General features: G+C 37.5%; 16 protein-coding genes and 1 rRNA gene. 9 read left to right on the top strand and 8 right to left on the bottom strand.

All coding sequences use genetic code 11. From position 1 onward, the window contains the following. Positions 1-139 precede the first annotated feature (139 nt). On the top strand, positions 140-787 hold the full coding sequence (locus LRP83_RS20880; protein WP_230498744.1) for a TetR/AcrR family transcriptional regulator: 648 nt from the start codon (positions 140-142) through the stop codon (positions 785-787). A gap of 103 nt (positions 788-890) precedes the next feature. On the opposite strand, the gene LRP83_RS20875 is transcribed toward LRP83_RS20880, so the two are convergent. Beyond that, on the bottom strand, positions 891-1,625 hold the full coding sequence (locus LRP83_RS20875) for a thermonuclease family protein (RefSeq protein WP_230498742.1): 735 nt from the start codon (positions 1,623-1,625) through the stop codon (positions 891-893). Between the two features lie 148 nt (positions 1,626-1,773). After that, positions 1,774-3,624: an acyltransferase family protein gene (locus tag LRP83_RS20870; RefSeq protein WP_230498741.1), complete on the bottom strand. Its 1,851-nt coding sequence runs from the start codon at positions 3,622-3,624 to the stop codon at positions 1,774-1,776. A gap of 165 nt (positions 3,625-3,789) precedes the next feature. Here LRP83_RS20870 and LRP83_RS20865 point away from each other — a divergent pair, with 165 nt between their 5' ends. Together LRP83_RS20865 and LRP83_RS20860 are read left to right on the top strand one after the other, a co-directional pair. Then, a complete protein-coding gene (locus tag LRP83_RS20865) occupies positions 3,790-4,272 on the top strand; it encodes an MbeD/MobD family mobilization/exclusion family protein (protein WP_230498739.1) in 483 nt (160 codons plus the stop codon). A gap of 215 nt (positions 4,273-4,487) precedes the next feature. Then, positions 4,488-5,000, top strand: a complete 513-nt coding sequence (locus tag LRP83_RS20860; protein WP_230498737.1) for a YcxB family protein — start codon at positions 4,488-4,490, stop codon at positions 4,998-5,000. A gap of 66 nt (positions 5,001-5,066) precedes the next feature. Here the strand turns inward: LRP83_RS20860 and LRP83_RS20855 are convergent, their stop codons facing one another. The 3 genes from LRP83_RS20855 to LRP83_RS20845 form a co-directional block, all read right to left on the bottom strand. Next, complete coding sequence (locus LRP83_RS20855) at positions 5,067-6,158, bottom strand: GerAB/ArcD/ProY family transporter (protein ID WP_230498735.1); 1,092 nt, start codon at positions 6,156-6,158, stop codon at positions 5,067-5,069. Positions 6,159-6,241: 83 nt separating this feature from the next. Next, the gene (locus LRP83_RS20850) at positions 6,242-7,366 is read right to left on the bottom strand and encodes a Ger(x)C family spore germination protein (protein ID WP_230498733.1); all 1,125 of its coding nucleotides are present in this window, start codon (positions 7,364-7,366) and stop codon (positions 6,242-6,244) included. Positions 7,367-7,413: 47 nt separating this feature from the next. After that, positions 7,414-8,907 carry a spore germination protein gene (locus tag LRP83_RS20845; protein WP_230498732.1) on the bottom strand — a complete coding sequence of 498 codons (1,494 nt, stop codon included), beginning with the start codon at positions 8,905-8,907 and terminating at the stop codon, positions 7,414-7,416. 270 nt (positions 8,908-9,177) lie between these two features. On the opposite strand from LRP83_RS20845, the gene LRP83_RS20840 reads away from it, so the two are divergent. Further along, positions 9,178-9,777 carry a DedA family protein gene (locus LRP83_RS20840; protein WP_230498731.1) on the top strand — a complete coding sequence of 200 codons (600 nt, stop codon included), beginning with the start codon at positions 9,178-9,180 and terminating at the stop codon, positions 9,775-9,777. A gap of 67 nt (positions 9,778-9,844) precedes the next feature. On the opposite strand, the gene LRP83_RS20835 is transcribed toward LRP83_RS20840, so the two are convergent. After that, entirely contained in the window at positions 9,845-10,867 is a 1,023-nt protein-coding gene (locus LRP83_RS20835) for an acyltransferase family protein (RefSeq protein WP_230498729.1), read from the bottom strand. A 349-nt stretch (positions 10,868-11,216) separates the two neighbouring features. Here LRP83_RS20835 and LRP83_RS20830 point away from each other — a divergent pair, with 349 nt between their 5' ends. After that, the gene (locus LRP83_RS20830; RefSeq protein ID WP_230498727.1) at positions 11,217-12,236 is read left to right on the top strand and encodes a Gfo/Idh/MocA family protein; all 1,020 of its coding nucleotides are present in this window, start codon (positions 11,217-11,219) and stop codon (positions 12,234-12,236) included. A gap of 11 nt (positions 12,237-12,247) precedes the next feature. Then, a complete protein-coding gene (locus tag LRP83_RS20825; protein WP_230498725.1) occupies positions 12,248-13,303 on the top strand; it encodes a Gfo/Idh/MocA family protein in 1,056 nt (351 codons plus the stop codon). Between the two features lie 43 nt (positions 13,304-13,346). Here the strand turns inward: LRP83_RS20825 and LRP83_RS20820 are convergent, their stop codons facing one another. Beyond that, positions 13,347-14,480, bottom strand: coding sequence for a zinc-dependent alcohol dehydrogenase (locus LRP83_RS20820; RefSeq protein ID WP_230498723.1), 1,134 nt, complete (start codon positions 14,478-14,480; stop codon positions 13,347-13,349). A 316-nt stretch (positions 14,481-14,796) separates the two neighbouring features. Here LRP83_RS20820 and LRP83_RS20815 point away from each other — a divergent pair, with 316 nt between their 5' ends. Together LRP83_RS20815 and LRP83_RS20810 are read left to right on the top strand one after the other, a co-directional pair. Next, positions 14,797-15,471 carry an AlkZ-related protein gene (locus LRP83_RS20815; protein WP_230498721.1) on the top strand — a complete coding sequence of 225 codons (675 nt, stop codon included), beginning with the start codon at positions 14,797-14,799 and terminating at the stop codon, positions 15,469-15,471. 178 nt (positions 15,472-15,649) lie between these two features. Then, on the top strand, positions 15,650-15,811 hold the full coding sequence (locus LRP83_RS20810) for an aspartyl-phosphate phosphatase Spo0E family protein (protein ID WP_230498719.1): 162 nt from the start codon (positions 15,650-15,652) through the stop codon (positions 15,809-15,811). A gap of 101 nt (positions 15,812-15,912) precedes the next feature. Here LRP83_RS20810 and LRP83_RS20805 read toward each other — a convergent pair whose 3' ends face one another. Further along, entirely contained in the window at positions 15,913-16,254 is a 342-nt protein-coding gene (locus LRP83_RS20805; RefSeq protein WP_230498718.1) for a hypothetical protein, read from the bottom strand. A 469-nt stretch (positions 16,255-16,723) separates the two neighbouring features. On the opposite strand from LRP83_RS20805, the gene LRP83_RS20800 reads away from it, so the two are divergent. Next, positions 16,724-16,812, top strand: a 16S ribosomal RNA gene (locus LRP83_RS20800); the annotation flags it as partial.

Below are 16,812 nucleotides of genomic sequence, written 5' to 3'. Positions count from 1 at the left end.
AAATAAAAGAGTTCTTTTATCTATCAAGAACCTGAGCTCTAATTCAATTATTTCATATTTTTATTTAATTCGTCAATAAAAAAAGTGAACTTTTGTTCATGTTTTGTTTTTGTGATATGATTTGGTTGAGGTGATAACGGTGCCAGATAAAGAAAAAAATCAATTAGCAGGAGAATTTCCTTTCGTTCCGCAGCAGGTACGTGCTCAACAAAAAAGGCATGCTTTGATAGAAAGTGGAAGGTGTCTGTTTATTAAGAACGGATATTCCCAAACAACTGCTAAAGATATAGCCGCAAATGCAGGGGTGGCGATTGGAACCTTTTATCGATACTTTTCCGATAAACGTCAGCTTTTAAGGTCTCTATTCGAAGAACAGTTAGAGATGCTTATCCCACCGGAACCTAGTTGGGTCCATGGTGATCCTGAGATTCTTTTAGCAGCTTTACTAGAAAAACATTATAAGCGTCTAGATGAGATTGGGATTCATCGGGTGCTACCAGAGCTATTGCCGAAAGATCCAGAACTATCTGAGATACTAATAGAGGCAAGGCGAAAATTACATTCTAAATTTCTTTCAAGCTTGAGACAAATAGAGGAAATGGGTCTTACGTGGAAGGACTTAGATTTAGACACCGTTGCCTGGACCGTGCTAATGATTGTCGAAAATGGACCACAGAAAACCGAATATAGTGATAATGAAATTAATTATGCTGAAATCGCAAAAGTGATTTGTAGAATTGTTTTTCCTCCTGAAATTTTGGTCCGTCTACAAAATAAGGAAGGATAATAGAGATTCGAGACGAACACACCTATTATTCAAACAAATGATTAATAGCTATGTTGGTGAAAATAGAAAGGAACTCTCCTATGCAGAAAGTTCCTTTTCTTTTCTATTTTTTATAAATCCCTTTTTTATTTTTCTGCGCAAAACTCATCGCATTTCGTATTTTTTGTTCATACTTGTAAGTGCCATAGTCGTAATAGCCTTCCACAAGTCCGGCTTTAGTAATATTCTCTTGATGTAGCTGTCCATCTAACCATACCCAAGCAAGTAAACGATTGTATTTGTCATAGACATCTTTACCGTCTGTTTCTAATACGATCTTCTTTGCCTTTTTTAAAGCTGCACAGGTGTAGTTACTAGCTTCTTTACCAAACGGCTCCACTTGAGTGGTACTTTCAGGGGTATCGATGAATAAAAACCTAGTCTTGTAGATTTTGCCGTTTATTTTAAAATTGGCTGTGTCTCCGTCTGTGCATTTTTCAAAAGTAGCCGTGTATTTTTTATTAAGAGTTAACGTAGGTACTGATGTTGCTTTTGTAGAAGGTGGGTTTACCTTTACCTTCCCTGTAGGTAAGGTGTAACTTTCTAAATCAATTTTATCAACAGTTAGAGTGGCCAAACATTTTTTGTTGGTGTTATTTTTCGTAATGAGTGTAACAAGGTCCGCCTTCGTTTTGGCCGTTTTGGCTAGGTCAGTAGGATTATGTAGTAAATACATACAATCCGCATTTCGGAAATGTCCTCCTAATTCGTCTCTAGCTCCATTGTGAGCGGATGACGATGAAGGAAAAAGGGATATGAGTAAAATAGCCGTGAGAATGAGCGATGTTATTTTTTTCATTTAAGTAAGTTACCTCCTTTGAGTTTTTTGGAATATTATGTAATTTTATATTATCATATTAATAAGGTAAATAAATTGTTTAACAGAATAATGTTTCATGAAAAAAGACCGACTTTGGGTAATGTCGGTCTAAAAAGTTTATTGTATGCTACCCCGCCACCTTCTGAATCGCCTTCTCAATCATCTCAGCATAAGCTTTTGCACCAACCGGTTTCAAATGGACCCCATCTTTGACGAAGTATTCATTATGCTTAGCGCTAGTAGAGTACCAATCGATAACAGTTGTATTTGGGTACTTTTTCGAATTTACCGCTAAGCTTTTATTCACGACACTCTCCCAAGGTCGCGGGACCCTCACATTAACGAGGAGGATTTTTCGATTTTTCCCAATTGCTTCGATTAAACTAGTTAATGTTTTATCAGGAAACGGGCTGTTTGTGCCAAGCTGAATCACGACAATATCCCCTAATTGATTTTTCTGTTTCAGTGTAGTAACAATGTCCTGTGCGTGCCGCATTTGCCGACTCACTTTGGCATCGATGGTGATATTCGGAAATTTCTTTTTTAAATATGGAGCGGGATTGATGAGCACCGAATCGCCGATAGCTGTAATTTTTTTCGTTACGACCTTTGTGGTAGGGGGTGGTTGATTACCTGTGTTGCTTGGTACGTTAGGTTGTTCGGGTTGTTGATTATTTGTTTGATCAGGAGGTGGGGTGTTAGCCCTTTTTTGATAATTATTCTGAACTGGCGGGTGTGGGAATTCTTTTAGTCCATAATGTTCTAGTTTAGGTTTAGTTTTAGTTTCTACCTCATGTGCCTCAGCCTCGTTACTTTTATTTACTTTTATAAAGCTATTATTTGTAAAAAATAAAAGCAGAAAAACAGTCATTAGGATGGCAAGTGAATTTTTCATATTAAATTGAAATGCTCCTTGTCTAATTGGTTTTTCCACGTAAGTGTAGGAGATAGCGGCGATTAAAAAGGTAAATGTGAGCTCCAATATGACCTTAATTACGTTCATTCCTCCAGTGTTAACATTGGAATTCATGATCACATTTACAGGGTAATGCCATAAATAAATTCCATAGGAACGAATGCCAATCCATTTTAACAACTTCCATTCTAAGATTTTGTTAATGATTAATGTTGGTGAAGTAGCAAGGGAGAGGACTAAACCTGCTGTTGCGAGCGATAAAAAGGCCATTCCCCCTTCATAAACGAAGCTATCGTATTGATTGGTATAGAAAACCATGAATAAAAAAACGGCTAGGCCAGTTGTTGCCATTATTTCGAAAGGCCATTTTTTTAGTTTAGTTACAGATTGTTTCGGTGCGATTATGGCCAAGCTGGCGCCGATTAATAAGGAAAATATTCGTGTATCGGTTCCGTAATACACTCGACTTGGATCGAGATTTGGGTCATGCAGGTACGTCATCCATAAAGCTGAAACGATGCTTCCAGTAAGAATAAAGAAGAAAATCGCTTTACGACTTTTGACTATTTTTAAAAAGAAAAGTATGATCACTGCCCAGAAAATATAAAACTGCTCCTCAATGGCTAAAGACCAGAAATGGGTGAGAAGAGAGGGTTTTTCAAACGCTTCAAAGTAGGATAGTTCTTGGAAAATATAGTGCCAATTACTGTAATAAAAAGTTGCCGCGATTGAGTCTTGACGTAGGGTTGGGATCAACTCAGGTCGAAGTAGGGGAGTACAAATATTTAAAGTGATTAATAATAAAAACATTGCAGGTAATAAACGTTTCGCTCGACGAATCCAAAACTGTTTCAAATCAATCCTCTGGGTTTGTTCCCATTCCGAAACTAAAAGACTTGTAATTAAATAACCAGATAGGACAAAAAATACGGTCACTCCTAAAAAGCCACCAGCACTGTATGGAATATTTAAGTGGTACGCGATGACTGCCAGAACCGCTAAAGCCCTTAGTCCATCGAGACCATATATGTAACTGAATGATTTTCGATCAGACATAGTCATGTGCTATATAACACCCCTCCCTTTTCTAAACGATGTAAGTTTCTTAGTTGTTTTGGTTGGGAAATATTTAGATATTTATATATATATTGAGGAATTGGAAATGTATGTTGGGGTGCTTGCTCCTGTTTTTTTTGGTGTATAATGAATTTATTGAGGGAGGTGAATATGATGGATGAAAAGCGATTAGACCGAATAGAAGATATGTTGGCTACATTAATTACTATGGTTGGTAATTCGAATCAACAGGTCGGAAGTTTAAATCATCAGGTCGGAAGTTTAAATGAACAGGTCGGAAGTTTGAATGAGCAGGTTGGAAGTTTAAATGAACAGGTCGGAAGTTTGAATGAGCAGGTTGGAAGTTTAAATCAGCAAGTTGGTAATTTGAATCAACAGGTAAGCAATTTGAATCAGCAACAGCAAGCAATGCAGGAAGACTTTGATGTTGTAAAGGTAGATGTTTTAGAAATAAAGGTAGAACTCCAAGTAGTAAAAGAAGACCAGTCTACTTTGAGAAGTGAAAGTGAAAAACAATTTACTGAAGTGCTGAAAAAACTAACTGAAGTACAAATCGACCAAGATTATATTTGGAAGAAAACAGCTTCAAATGAAAGAGAACTAGCAAGACTAAAAAGTCATCTCCAGCTTTAATGAACCTCATCTAATTACTACTAATGTGTGAAACTCCTTTTTATATTCATTGTAGATATGTAGAGTTAAGTAAGACGTCAGGCACGGTCTGTGGACAACCCTCTAACTTGTCCACAGACCGTGCCTGATGTTTTTTATAGTTATGTACTTGATTAGCTAGAAAACTCAAACGTTTATGATAAAATGATAAGAAAAACTATACAAGGAGATTATTCATGGATCTAAAATACAATTTAACCGAGGAAGATTATATAAATTTCAATTTATTCCATATGAAAAGTTCACCAACGATAATGAAATCCGTTAGAAATCAGAGAATATTCACACCCGTTTTTTATCTGCTTTTTTCAGTTGTTTTCTCTATGATGATGGACATACCTTTTCTAGTGTCCTTTACCCCGTTTTTCATTTTGAGTATTTTATGGGTTCTGTTTTACCCCAAGTATCTTTTTGGCCGAGCTATTCGCCATACGAAAAAATTGATTAAAGAGGGTAGAAACGAAAATATATTAGGCCAACATCAAATGGTGTTGAACGACGAAGGAATTGTTGATAAAACGACTAAAGGCGAAACGAAGGTAGCGTGGTCTGGCATAAACGAACTCAAAGAAAACGATCAGTACTTCTACCTTTACAACAGCGCCCTAAGCGGCTACATCTTACCAAAAAGAGAGTTCGAAAATATCGAAGAAATACGCAATTACCTTAACGCAAAGATGGCTGGCTAAATCTCTATAAAACTTTAACGCTTTAAAGAGGTGGGGGACTGTCCCCAAGTGCTTTAAAGCGTTAATTCAATTGTGGCTGATGCCCCTATTTTTAAAAATAATTGACAGAATCAAAAGAACAAGTGGAATTGCAAAGATAAAAATAAAACTAATATTTGAAACAAAATCACTAAACATCTGAATTTTTATCTCGTCTGTGAAAACAAATGATATTCCGTAAACAAGAGCGGATATATACCATACCGGATACTTTCTTTTCCCTTTATGAAAAAGCTGGGCCGCAGCTGAACTGGAAATATATAAATAAATCACAAACGATGTCGCGATTGGAATAATCCAGTAGGACAAAAAAATCATATCGATTCGTTCCACCACATGAAAGCTCAGTCCCTTAAGCATGTACAAAACGGGCTCTGGGATAATCGCAATTTCTTCTGGACTAAAGGTAGCGAGCGTGAGAATTGCAAAGTATAAGTATGTAATCATCACAAGAGTAATAGCTACGGTCATTTTTTTAAACATTTGTTTTTCATTTCCTTGAACAAACGGAAAAATGAATAACATGATCTCAAACCCTAGCATTGCTAAGGTAACTTGATAGGATCCTAATATAATTTCTTTCATGTTTGATTGGCTCAATGGCAGAAGGTTGGTGAAACTCAAGTTATTTGAAAAAGCAAAAAATGATAGCACGAACAGTAGAAGTAATACCACATTGACAATTGTAAGAAATCGGGCTATCACTCTTAGATTTTGCTTTCCTAAATAAATTCCAGTTGACACCAACAGAAAAGTCGTGACCGATCTTGGTGTCCTTTCTAAAATCCAACGTTGAATGAGATCGGCGTATAAAATAACTACGTTACTCATGACCAATACTCCATACAGCGAATAGGAGAAATTAATCAGCTTCCCTAGATATTTTCCTAAAAATAATTGCGAAATATCTAAAATGGTTTTTCCTTTATGCCGCTTCATTAACATCCAAATGATGATGATGAATATTTGGATGAAGATCCAGGCGACGATAACGGAGATCCAAGAATTGCCCTTCGCATATTTTTGAGCTTTATAGGGGAGACCGAGTAAACCAATCCCAACTTGCGCTTGAATGATAACAAATAACATTTGGTTAAGGGAGATTGATTTTTCATTCATGTTTATTCATCCTCGTGGATTTTCCTATTTTTCGGATATCATTCGCAATAGTGTTTCTTATGCATGCACATCGATTTAAGCGTTTATTTGATGATGCCGGTTTCGATGATTTGGGTTTCTACTTTTGGGTTGATTTGAATGGTTGGGTAAACTTGATTCCAGTCCATGGCAGCCCATGTTTTTGGGTAGTACGCTTGGACACGTCTTCCAATACCAAGATAGTCGCAGTTGGCTTTTTGGATTTCACTAATAACTTCTTGGGCTTTTATAGTGAATTGTTCGTTAATTTTTTTTGATAAAGATTCGACTGCCTTTTTACTCGATAAATTATTTAATGCATACTCGTTAACATGAACTTTGAGGCGTATTCTTACGACTGCACTCACTTGATTAGATTTAGACACGCTGATTTTTATATCATGCTTATTAGGAAAAATATGGACATTGACGTATTGATTCGTTTTTCTCTTTTCCTCGGGGTTGACTTTTAAATTGAAGCGGGTGAGTTTGCTTTCTTCATTGTTTAAAATTAATAACATACCGGAATCCTCGGTTGTCACATCAACCCCTGTATATTTGTTCCCGCTAAACAAGGCCATTCCAGTAATAGTTATTTGGTCGTTATCTGACTTTTCAACTTTGGGTAATGCGAAATCTTGTCCAGCATTAAACAGAACCGGACAAACGGATTGAACAGAGACTCTTGGAATAAACGTATCATCCTCGCCACTTTCAATAATCTTTAATAAAGCGTCGCTAATCAGTTTTTCCTCGACTATTTTTAATGAAATAAGTTCTTCAGCACGCCCCTTTGCTAGCACTATTTTGGCTCCTAATGAATTCCTTGGATACCGATATAGGACGTCAAAAATCGGATAAATATCCTTTTTAGCAAGCTCTTCACCTATGACATACACCAATACCTTATTAGGTGCATAATTCCCTGCCACTTCTTTTTCTAAAGACATTCTTGATTGCCGCGGTGTTGCACCAGTGGATTTCATAATCACTGCAGTCATTGCTGGCCTACCAGTTCCTCCAGAATCAATTTTTGGAACACGAATATCGGTTGTTTGTAATAGCTCCCCATTTTCTAATTGGTCATATCCAACTCCAACAGCTAAACGAGTATCCTTCAGCAAATCCTGATCCCAACATCCTGTTAAAATCAACATACACAATATTAGAAATATGACTGTTTTTTTCATGAACTGATGCCCCTATTTATAAAAATAAACGACAGTAGCTGGTTTTTTTATTCGTGTTTTTTCCATCCACGTGGATTACCCATCCTTCTGATATCCTTTACTTCAGTGGTTGATGGTCGGTATTTCGTTGCCCATATCGGAAAACGAAAAAACGTATCCTTGTTTTCTTCTAATTTTAATGGCGCAATCGGCGAAAAATACGGTTGCCCGAATGACTCTAATTTACATAGGTGAATGAGGATAAACATCATGTAAAAGGCAATGCCGATAAAACCGAATAAGGAACCAGCGAGACTAGCCGGGAAGCCTAATAACCGAATCGTTGTACTCATTTCAGTAACTGGTATCGTATAGGAGGCAATCGCTGTGAGAGCAATGACGACGATCATAGCATTGGAAACTAAGTTCGCTTCGACGACGGCTGAGCCAATGACTAACCCTCCAACGACTCCTATCGTTTGGGCGATCGGACCTGGAAGCCGGGTCGCAGCCTCAGATATCAGTTCCAAAATAATAGCCATCGAAATCGCTTCGACGATTGGAGGAAATGGTACATATTCCAATGTGCCTTTTAATGTCAGCATAAATTCATAAGGTACCACTTCATAATGGAAGGCTACGACGGCAATATACAAAGATGGTAGCGCTATCCCGATATAGAGACTCATCAAGCGAATCAAAGTCAGGAAGGAGCCGATGAAAAAGCGAGTATTATAATCATCCGGAGATTGAAAAAACGCAAAAAAGTTAATTGGCGCCACTAAAGCAATCGGACTTCTGTCTCCGATTATTGCAAACCTCCCCTCCATTAAATTGGCGACAACCCGGTCTGGTCTTTCCGTACTCAACATTTGCGGAAAAGGTGAAAAGGACTCGTCCTCAATAAACTCAAGCAGATATCCGGGGGATTGAATATAACCTGCTTTGGAGTAGGATAGTCGATATTCCAATTCTTGAAGAATATCTTTATTAATCAAATCATCGATATATATAATTGCCACCTTGGAATGCGATCTTTCACCGAATTCCATATACTTGACCACAAGCTTTTTATTTTTGGCTAGTCTGCGGACTAATTGAATATTCGTCGATAAATCCTCAATAAACCCCTCATGTGAACCCCTGATAATATGCTCGCTTGAAGGCTCAATGATGGTACGATTCAGATATCCAGCTGTATTAAAGAAATAGGCAATTTGACAATTTTCTTTTAGTAAAATGGTAAAGCCATTTAGCATTTTGGTAATCACATCATCCAAATGGTCAACCGTTTGCGATTCAGTCAAGTACTGGTCGGATAGATTTAGTCCTTTTAAAATATTTTTCTCAATTTTATCTTGGTCGACTAAAGATTCTAAATAAATCAATGTCCCAACTTGCGCAATTTCCCTTTGCCCTAAGTCACTAGTATGAACAAAGCTTTGGATAATCGATTGAATATTTTCCTGAAGGTCATCTGAAAGCCTTTGACCCTCTACCTCGAAACTCCTTTGCCCACCTCTAGCCTTCATCTCTCTTCTACCCAATGACTTTTTAAACATCCTAGCCCATCCCTTAAATTAGAAATTCCTACATATTTATCCTTCGACAAAACACAAAATCCTATGCACAGCAACAAAAAATCCACATAAGCAAACTAAAGCATAAACACACATTAACGCTTTAAAAGATGTGGGGACTGTCCCTCATGCCTTTAAAGCGCTAAAGTCCTTTAGGGAAAATTTAGTAAATCTTAAGAATTTCATAAGATTTTTGATGGGTGTTTCTTCATTTTTGGTGGTTAGAATGTTTTTTATAGGGAGGGAACGAAAATGGATTTAGGATCTGTTGTGGAAATTATTCAACATCACGGGTATTTGGCGCTGTTTTTATCATTTTATGTTTGTTTGCTAGGGCTTCCGATTCCGAATGAAGTGCTAGTCATGACGGGAGGGCTGCTAGTATCAACGAATTATTTTCATCCGGTATTCACTTTTCTGATTGTGTATGTAACCGTTATTTTAAATGCGACGATATTGTTTTTTATTGGTAAGACGTTCGGCAATCGAATCATTTGTAAACTAGAAAAAATAGAAAAAATAAATAAAAATTTGATTAAGGCTTCGTCCCTTATTCATCGCTATGGGTCTTACGCTGCTTCTATTTGTTACCTACTCCCAATTGTAAGGCACCTCATTCCATTTTTAATGGGGACCTACCGCATCTCTTATTCCAACTTTGCTCGTTTTTCCTACTTATCAGGATTCATTTGGACGTTGGCTCTGTTTTTAGTTGGTCACTTTTTTAGTACCAAAATTGATTTAATCGGGAGAAATTTATATGTGGTCGGGGTATCAGTCCTTTTTCTACTATGTGGGATGCTTGTGGTTGTTACCATTAAAAAAGTTCTTTCCCAACGACTATATTCGTAGTAGACAAAATTGTACAGATATAAAAAACGGTGTTCAACCTGATTAGGGATGAGCACCGTTTTTTTTACTAGATTCCAACTGGAGAATTCAATCTCCCTAAAACAAGTAAGCTTGTATAGCTGTTTTTTTCCAAAAGAAATTTAGTGAATAGGAGCGGTAAAAGTAGACCTAACAATACAATCAAATAGTGATTTGGCTCAAATGCTTCTTCATAAATGATTTTAATTGGAACGTGAGTATACATGATAATGAGGGAAGACCTTCCAGTGTAGCTTAAGATGTTAGATAACGGTCCTATCTTGGTAATCAAAATACAAAGGCTAAATAGAAGAAGGGTAAGTGTAATTGGAATAACCAAATCCAGGATCGGATGTTGATACGTTACAGATCTCATATCAAAAATATAAGCAATTTGACTTCTCAACGTAAAAATAAACACAGCTCCTCCGATGACACAGAACATCAAGAGTTTACGAGAATCGATCTTCTTTTTGTAAAAAGTGAATATTCTCTGTAGGAGGTAACCAAATGTATAGTAGGAAAGCGCCAGTAAGGCTACATCGATATTCCACGGGACAAAAATGTTGTGCTCAGCGGCAAACCAATTTTCAAGGTGTGAAAGACAATAAAATAATAAGATAATGCCAAATCGTATCAATCTAGATTTAAAGTAATAATGAATAAGGATACAAAGAAACTGCGTCAAAAACATACAAGGTATAAACCACATCACAACATAGAAATCACTAGGGAAAAACCGGCCACCAACAGAGACACTAATTAAGTCTTCTAATAACCAATCGAAAGTGATTTTTGACTGAAAAATTAAGATAGAATACCTTATGATTGTAATCAATATTAAAAAGAACAAATACGGGATAAACAATTGCCGTGCACGCTTTCGGACCCATTCTTTGATGGATTGGATACTACCTTGAGGTCTGAAAAAGTAGCCACTGATGATAAAAAAGGCTGGCATATGGAACCAATAAATGGGGGTAACATCGAAGGTTGCAGAATGCCCTACCACTACCAATATGATGGCAATCCCTTTCGCTACGTCTAGCCACTCGTTTCGAGTATTTGCCATTCAAACACCTCATGTTCCTAAAATTAAATTCATTATAGGACATATATACCTGTCCAAGTAGGGACTTTTGGCCTATGAAATGAAACGAATGATTAACGTTTTTCTTACCTAGTAGTCAGGGTATCAGGAAAACCGTTTCCTAGAAAAGGAGAACGGCCTTTGGATTGCTTGATTAATTTGTTGGGGAAGGAATGCTAGCTGCTTCAAAAAGTAGCTTCTCCTTAAGAAAAATGCTCATTATGGCCAATTTTTATTGAAGGATATACTTGTAGTTTAAGAGAATTTATAAAGAAGGGCTTCTTTGAATTAGTTTTTTTGCATAAAAAGTTAATAAAGGGAGGTAGTTATAATGATAAAGGTTGCGATGTTAAGTAAGTGGCATGTTCATGCGGAGGATTATGCGAGGGAAGCCACTGAAAATGTTAACTTGAGTATTAAAATGGTTTGGGATGAAAGGAAAGATCGTGGTGAAAAATGGGCTGAGCAACTGGGTGTCCCTTTTGAGCAGGATCTAGAAAAAGTGTTAACCAATCCGGATATCGATGCAGTTGTTGTTGATACACCCACAAACTTACATAAGGAAGTTATTATGCTTGCAGCCAGGCATAAAAAGCATATTTTTACTGAAAAGGTGCTTGCGTTTACCATTCAAGATTGTGAGGAAATTCTTTCAGCCATAAAAGAAAATGATGTGAAATTAATGGTATCTTTACCTAGACTGACGACAAATTACTACCTTTATGCTCAAGAAATTTTGGACAAAGGTTTTATAGGAAGGTTGACCTCGATTCGCTGTCGTCTATCACATGATGGGGCTGTCGCGTCTGATAGTCTTCCAAATGGTTGGTTACCTGAACACTTTTTCAACAAAGAAGAGTGTGGTGGTGGGGCGTTAATTGACCTTGGAGCACATCCGATCTATTTAACAAATCGGTTAGCAGGACCAACAAAAGCTGTAACAGCTCGATTACAGCAAACTTTAGGTTATGAAGTTGATGACAATGCGGTTGCGTTGATTGAGTATGAATCCGGGGCACTAGGAACGATTGAGTCTGGGTTTCTATCAACGGGAAGTCCATTTCAATTAGAGCTATATGGGACAGAAGGGAGTCTATTAATCGAAGACAATACCATTCGTCTGAAAAGTAGACAGTTAGGCCGTGAGTGGATTACGCCAGAACAATTACCTGAAGCTCTTCCATCCGCGATGGATCAATGGGTTCAAAACATACTTGCTGAAAAAGAACCGACGATTACGATAGAAGATGTTGTTGGATTAACATTAATCAATCAAGCTGCTAATCTTTCACATAGGCAAGGCCGTAGAGTCGAAACGGTAGAATTAGTAACTAGAAGAATTCAAAGTTAGGGGGAAATAAGATGGTATTAAAAGTAGGTATTATCGGTGCGGGTGGGATTGCGAAGGATGCGCATATTCCTAATTATTTGAAATGTGGTGAAAAAGTAGAGATTGTTGCGATTAGTGACGTTGCAATAGAAAAGGCTGAAGAGGTGGCAAAGGAGTTCGGTATCCCTCATTTCTTTTCAAGCTATGAAGAAATGCTAGAAAAAGTAGAGTTGGATGCTGTAAGTGTTTGTACACCTAATAAATTCCATTATCCAGCAACGCAAGCAGCATTAAATGCAGGATGTCACGTTTTATGTGAAAAGCCACCAGCTATGACAGTTAAAGAGGCAGAAGCAATGGCGGAAGCGGCTGAGAAAGCAGGGAAAATCCTCACTTATGGCTTCCATTACCGACATGCGCCACAGGTTGAAGCGTTAAAACGTTTTATTGATGCTGGAGAATTAGGTGAAATTTACGCAGCCCGTGTGACAGCTATGCGTAGACGTGGGATTCCTGGCTGGGGTGTGTTTACGAACAAGGAGCTTCAGGGTGGCGGACCGCTTATAGATATCGGGGTACATATGTTAGACACAGCCCTATACTTAATGGGCTACCCAGAACCAGATACCGTTTTTGGGGTAACGTATCAAAAATTAGGTAATCGTAAAGGTGTTGGCCTATTTGGCCAGTGGGATTGGGAAAATTATTCAATAGAAGATTTAGCACGTGGTATGATCACTTTTAAAAATGGAGCATCGATTCTACTCGATACATCATTTGCTGCTAATGTGGAGAAACATGAAGAAATGAATGTTGCTTTAATGGGAACAGAAGGGGGAGCCGATGTGTTTCCGCTTAAAATCTATCAAGAAAAACATGAAACATTAATTGACATCACCCCTTCTTATTTGCCAAATAAAGGCTATCATGAGTTAGAGTTAGCAAGATTTGTTGATGCTTGTGTACAAGGTACTAAACCTATTAGCACTGCAATTGAAGGTGTATATTTACAGCAAATTATTAATGGTCTTTACGAATCGGCTGAAAAGGGCGAAGCTGTTAAAATTGGTGGGAAAGTTAGAGTATAATGAAGCAATCACCTGCACTCGTGTGCAGGTGATTGCTTTATTGCTATGGTTTTAACACTACCTTAATACACTCATCCTCATGATTATTAAAAATATGGTATCCATGAGCAGCCTCCGAGAGCGGGATTTTATGCGTAATAATATCAGTTGGATCAAATTCAAACTTCATTATTTTTTCAAAAAGCTCTGGCATAAAATGAATGACCGGTGCTTGTCCCATTTTGAGAGTAATGTTTCTTACCCAAAAGGCGCCGAGAGGGAATAGATTATAGTTGCCACCGTATACTCCCGTCATATGAACCGTACCAAATTTTCGAACAGCTTTTGTAGCAATCTGAATCGGTCCTAGGGTTCCGCCTTGTAGCTTTAATTTCTGTTCTAGCATTTCAATCGGAGACTTTTTCCCATCCATCCCTACACAATCAATAACGACGTCGGCTCCACCGTGGGTAATTTCTTTCAAATGTTCACCCATATCAGGAAACTTAGTGAACTCAAATGTTTCAACCTGATTCATCTTTTTCGCATGATTGATCCGATAATCTAAGTAATCAATGGCAATCACGCGTTTAGCACCTTCCATCCAAGCAAATTTTTGAGCCATCAATCCAACCGGACCACAGCCTAGGACAATCACAGTATCCCCTTTTTTTACACCCGCATTTTTTACACTCCAATAGGCCGTAGGTAAAACGTCAGATAAGAAGAGGAGTGCTTCATCCTCTAACTCACAGTGCTCTGGGATGACAAAAGGTGCGAAATTTCCAAAAGGAACTTTTAAATATTCGGCCTGTCCCCCTGGATAATTTCCAAACTTCTCTGTATAGCCCAAGAACCCACCTGAATCGTAATGTGGGTTGGAATTGTCGCATTGACTTTCCATCTCATGCTGGCAATAAAAGCAATGGCCGCACGAAACATTAAAAGGGATGACCACCCGATCTCCTTTTTTCACCTTTGTCACTTCAGGTCCAACTTCTTCAACGATTCCCATCGGCTCGTGTCCGATAATATAGCCAGGTGGCAAGGGCATGTTCCCTTGATATAAGTGCAAATCAGAACCGCAAATGGCTGTTGACGTAATTTTGACAATAATGTCGTCCTTCTTTTCGATTTTTGCATCCTCTACCTCATCCACACGTATCTTATGAGGTCCTTGGTATGTAACAGCCTTCATAATCCCACTCCAATCCATATTTTTATTAGTTTTTCCTAATTGTTTTGCATTTATTACATGGGGGTGAAGCTATGGAACCTCTGTTATGATGGGAATTGTTACCGTTTTGGGGCAGAACAGCACAATCAATGAATTTAATCGCCTAATTCTAGCGTTTAATCGCCTAAAACCCCGTTTTAATCGCCTAAAATCCAGATTAATCTCCGAAAACTCCAATTTAATCGCCTAAGACAATATCAAGTAGACATGCCCCCCAATAAAATACATAATTTAGTTAATTGAAAACCATTTACTTGGAAAAAGGAGCTTGATTTGATTGAAGCAATATCGGGTAGAGACTTACGAAGAAGCTACACAGGTAATCAAGGAGCTTGGAATTCTCCCACTTGCAACATTAATCCCCAATTACCCTTCACTTGATAGCATTACCGCAAAGGGAAATTGGCACACAGGCTCGGAAATTGATCCATGGTTATGGCGTGCAATGTTTCCGGCAGATGGTGTTGCTGCCTATGGGAAGTTTTTGAAAAAGAAATCTATTTTGATTTCTAAAGAAGTACTTCCGCTTATAAGAGCTGTAGTGGGTAGTGTGGACTCCTTAGAACAGCGGTATTCTGACGGACTAGTTTCTCGAGATGCATTAGAATTGTTTAAATTGATTCGCAAAGAAGAAGGAATAGATACTAGAGTTTTAAGAGTGAAAGCTGGAATGAAGGATAAAGATAAGAAAAAAACCTTTGACCTCGCGTTGGTAGATTTGCAAGGTAGCATGGATATTGTAGTAGCGGGAACGAAGGAAAAAACGAATGAAGTTGGGGAAAAGAACGGTTGGAGCAGCACTTCCTTTGAAACGATGGATAATTGGGCAACTAGAAATAACGTTTCTCACGTACCTAATGTTGAAGAGGCAAAGACCGAGCTTAAAAACCATCTTGAGAGGGTATGTAATCCTGAAGTAATGAAAGCGTTCAGTAAACTATTTAAGTTTTAAAACCATTTGTTAAGCTAGAGAAGTTCAAGTAAACCTACAGAAATAACTCGAAGATAGTAGAATCATGTAATGTTTTTAGATAGTTTGTCGAATCGCTTTTCAACTTATCATTTTTTGTGCATAATAGCCCTCATCTGTTAATAATTTTGATTATCGAAATAAAAGAGGTCATGTAGCGATGAAAAGGAAAAATGAGTTGTTAAAGCAAATAAATAGACTACGAATGAAGATGATTGAAATTGGATCTAACAAGGGACTGAATGACTCTGAGACAATTTCAATAAGTCAGGAACTAGACGATTTACTCTTCGATTATCAACAAATTACACTTGATAAGTAGTCTAGTTTTGTTTGATAAATATATAGGTTGTCAAGAACACCGACTGCCCTTTAATTTTTAAAAAATAAAAACTCCCCTTTCTAATAGAAAGGAGAGTTTCTTTATTTTGTCGGAGACATTTCGTCGCAACCGTCCATTGTATTCAATTCTAGTAACTGGGCAGTATTCAAACCTTTAATAGAAGATAACTGGTTTATAACTAGTTCAGGGATTTCTTTGTCTAGTGTTAAGACCATTATTGCTTCTCCACCAATATTGGCTATACTACCTGCATCGTTCCAATGTTTATCTCGAGATTCCCAAGTAATGCCAAGTAATGAACCAACCCTTCCAATCATTCCAGGAATATCATGATGTTTAATAATTAACAGGTTTTTCTCGGGTTTGATATCAATTCGATAATGGTTAATGGTCACAATTCTTGCACCATATCGGCTTAACACAGTCGCACCAATTAATGCTGAAACATCTTTGGATAGACCTTTAGCTCCAATTAGTTTGGCAAACCCTTTATTCTTTGTATTATTTTGTACAGTTTATGGTATGCCCTGCTCCTATAATAAAAATTTTATTAAGATAATATTTTTTAAAAAAAACAGTTGATATTTATAAGTGACTTTGATAATATTAATTCTTGTCAGCGGGGGTAAGATATACTACATACCTTAACATCGGATGATAAATATTGTTTTAGAAAATGTGGTTGACACAATTTAGATGAAATGATATATTGTTATTCTGTCGTAACGACGGTTACCAACTTTGAAATTGTGGTTGACACTATATTGATGAGATGGTAAGATGTAAATCTGACTTTCATAAATTGTTCTTTGAAAACTAAACAAAACAGAAACGTCAACGTTTTAACTTTAGTCTTTTTATAAAGACAACTTTATGAGCTAATCAAACACTTTATTGGAGAGTTTGATCCTGGCTCAGGACGAACGCTGGCGGCGTGCCTAATACATGCAAGTCGAGCGAATCATTGGGAGCTTGCTCCC

It is taken from the genome of Pseudoneobacillus rhizosphaerae (genome assembly GCF_917563885.1).
Lineage (GTDB): Bacteria > Bacillota > Bacilli > Bacillales > Cytobacillaceae > Pseudoneobacillus > Pseudoneobacillus rhizosphaerae.
Note: the sequence above shows the minus strand (reverse complement) of the source record. Positions and strands in the feature narration are given on the sequence as shown.

Bases quoted from the DNA above. Each gene is read 5' to 3' on its own strand.
- LRP83_RS20875 (WP_230498742.1), bottom strand. From the start codon at position 1,625: ATGAAAAAAATAACATCGCTCATTCTCACGGCTATTTTACTCATATCC.
- LRP83_RS20870 (WP_230498741.1), bottom strand. From the start codon at position 3,624: ATGACTATGTCTGATCGAAAATCATTCAGTTACATATATGGTCTCGAT.
- LRP83_RS20865 (WP_230498739.1), top strand. From the start codon at position 3,790: ATGATGGATGAAAAGCGATTAGACCGAATAGAAGATATGTTGGCTACA.
- LRP83_RS20860 (WP_230498737.1), top strand. From the start codon at position 4,488: ATGGATCTAAAATACAATTTAACCGAGGAAGATTATATAAATTTCAAT.
- LRP83_RS20855 (WP_230498735.1), bottom strand. From the start codon at position 6,158: ATGAATGAAAAATCAATCTCCCTTAACCAAATGTTATTTGTTATCATT.
- LRP83_RS20850 (WP_230498733.1), bottom strand. From the start codon at position 7,366: ATGAAAAAAACAGTCATATTTCTAATATTGTGTATGTTGATTTTAACA.
- LRP83_RS20845 (WP_230498732.1), bottom strand. From the start codon at position 8,907: ATGTTTAAAAAGTCATTGGGTAGAAGAGAGATGAAGGCTAGAGGTGGG.
- LRP83_RS20840 (WP_230498731.1), top strand. From the start codon at position 9,178: ATGGATTTAGGATCTGTTGTGGAAATTATTCAACATCACGGGTATTTG.
- LRP83_RS20835 (WP_230498729.1), bottom strand. From the start codon at position 10,867: ATGGCAAATACTCGAAACGAGTGGCTAGACGTAGCGAAAGGGATTGCC.
- LRP83_RS20830 (WP_230498727.1), top strand. From the start codon at position 11,217: ATGATAAAGGTTGCGATGTTAAGTAAGTGGCATGTTCATGCGGAGGAT.
- LRP83_RS20825 (WP_230498725.1), top strand. From the start codon at position 12,248: ATGGTATTAAAAGTAGGTATTATCGGTGCGGGTGGGATTGCGAAGGAT.
- LRP83_RS20820 (WP_230498723.1), bottom strand. From the start codon at position 14,480: ATGAAGGCTGTTACATACCAAGGACCTCATAAGATACGTGTGGATGAG.
- LRP83_RS20810 (WP_230498719.1), top strand. From the start codon at position 15,650: ATGAAAAGGAAAAATGAGTTGTTAAAGCAAATAAATAGACTACGAATG.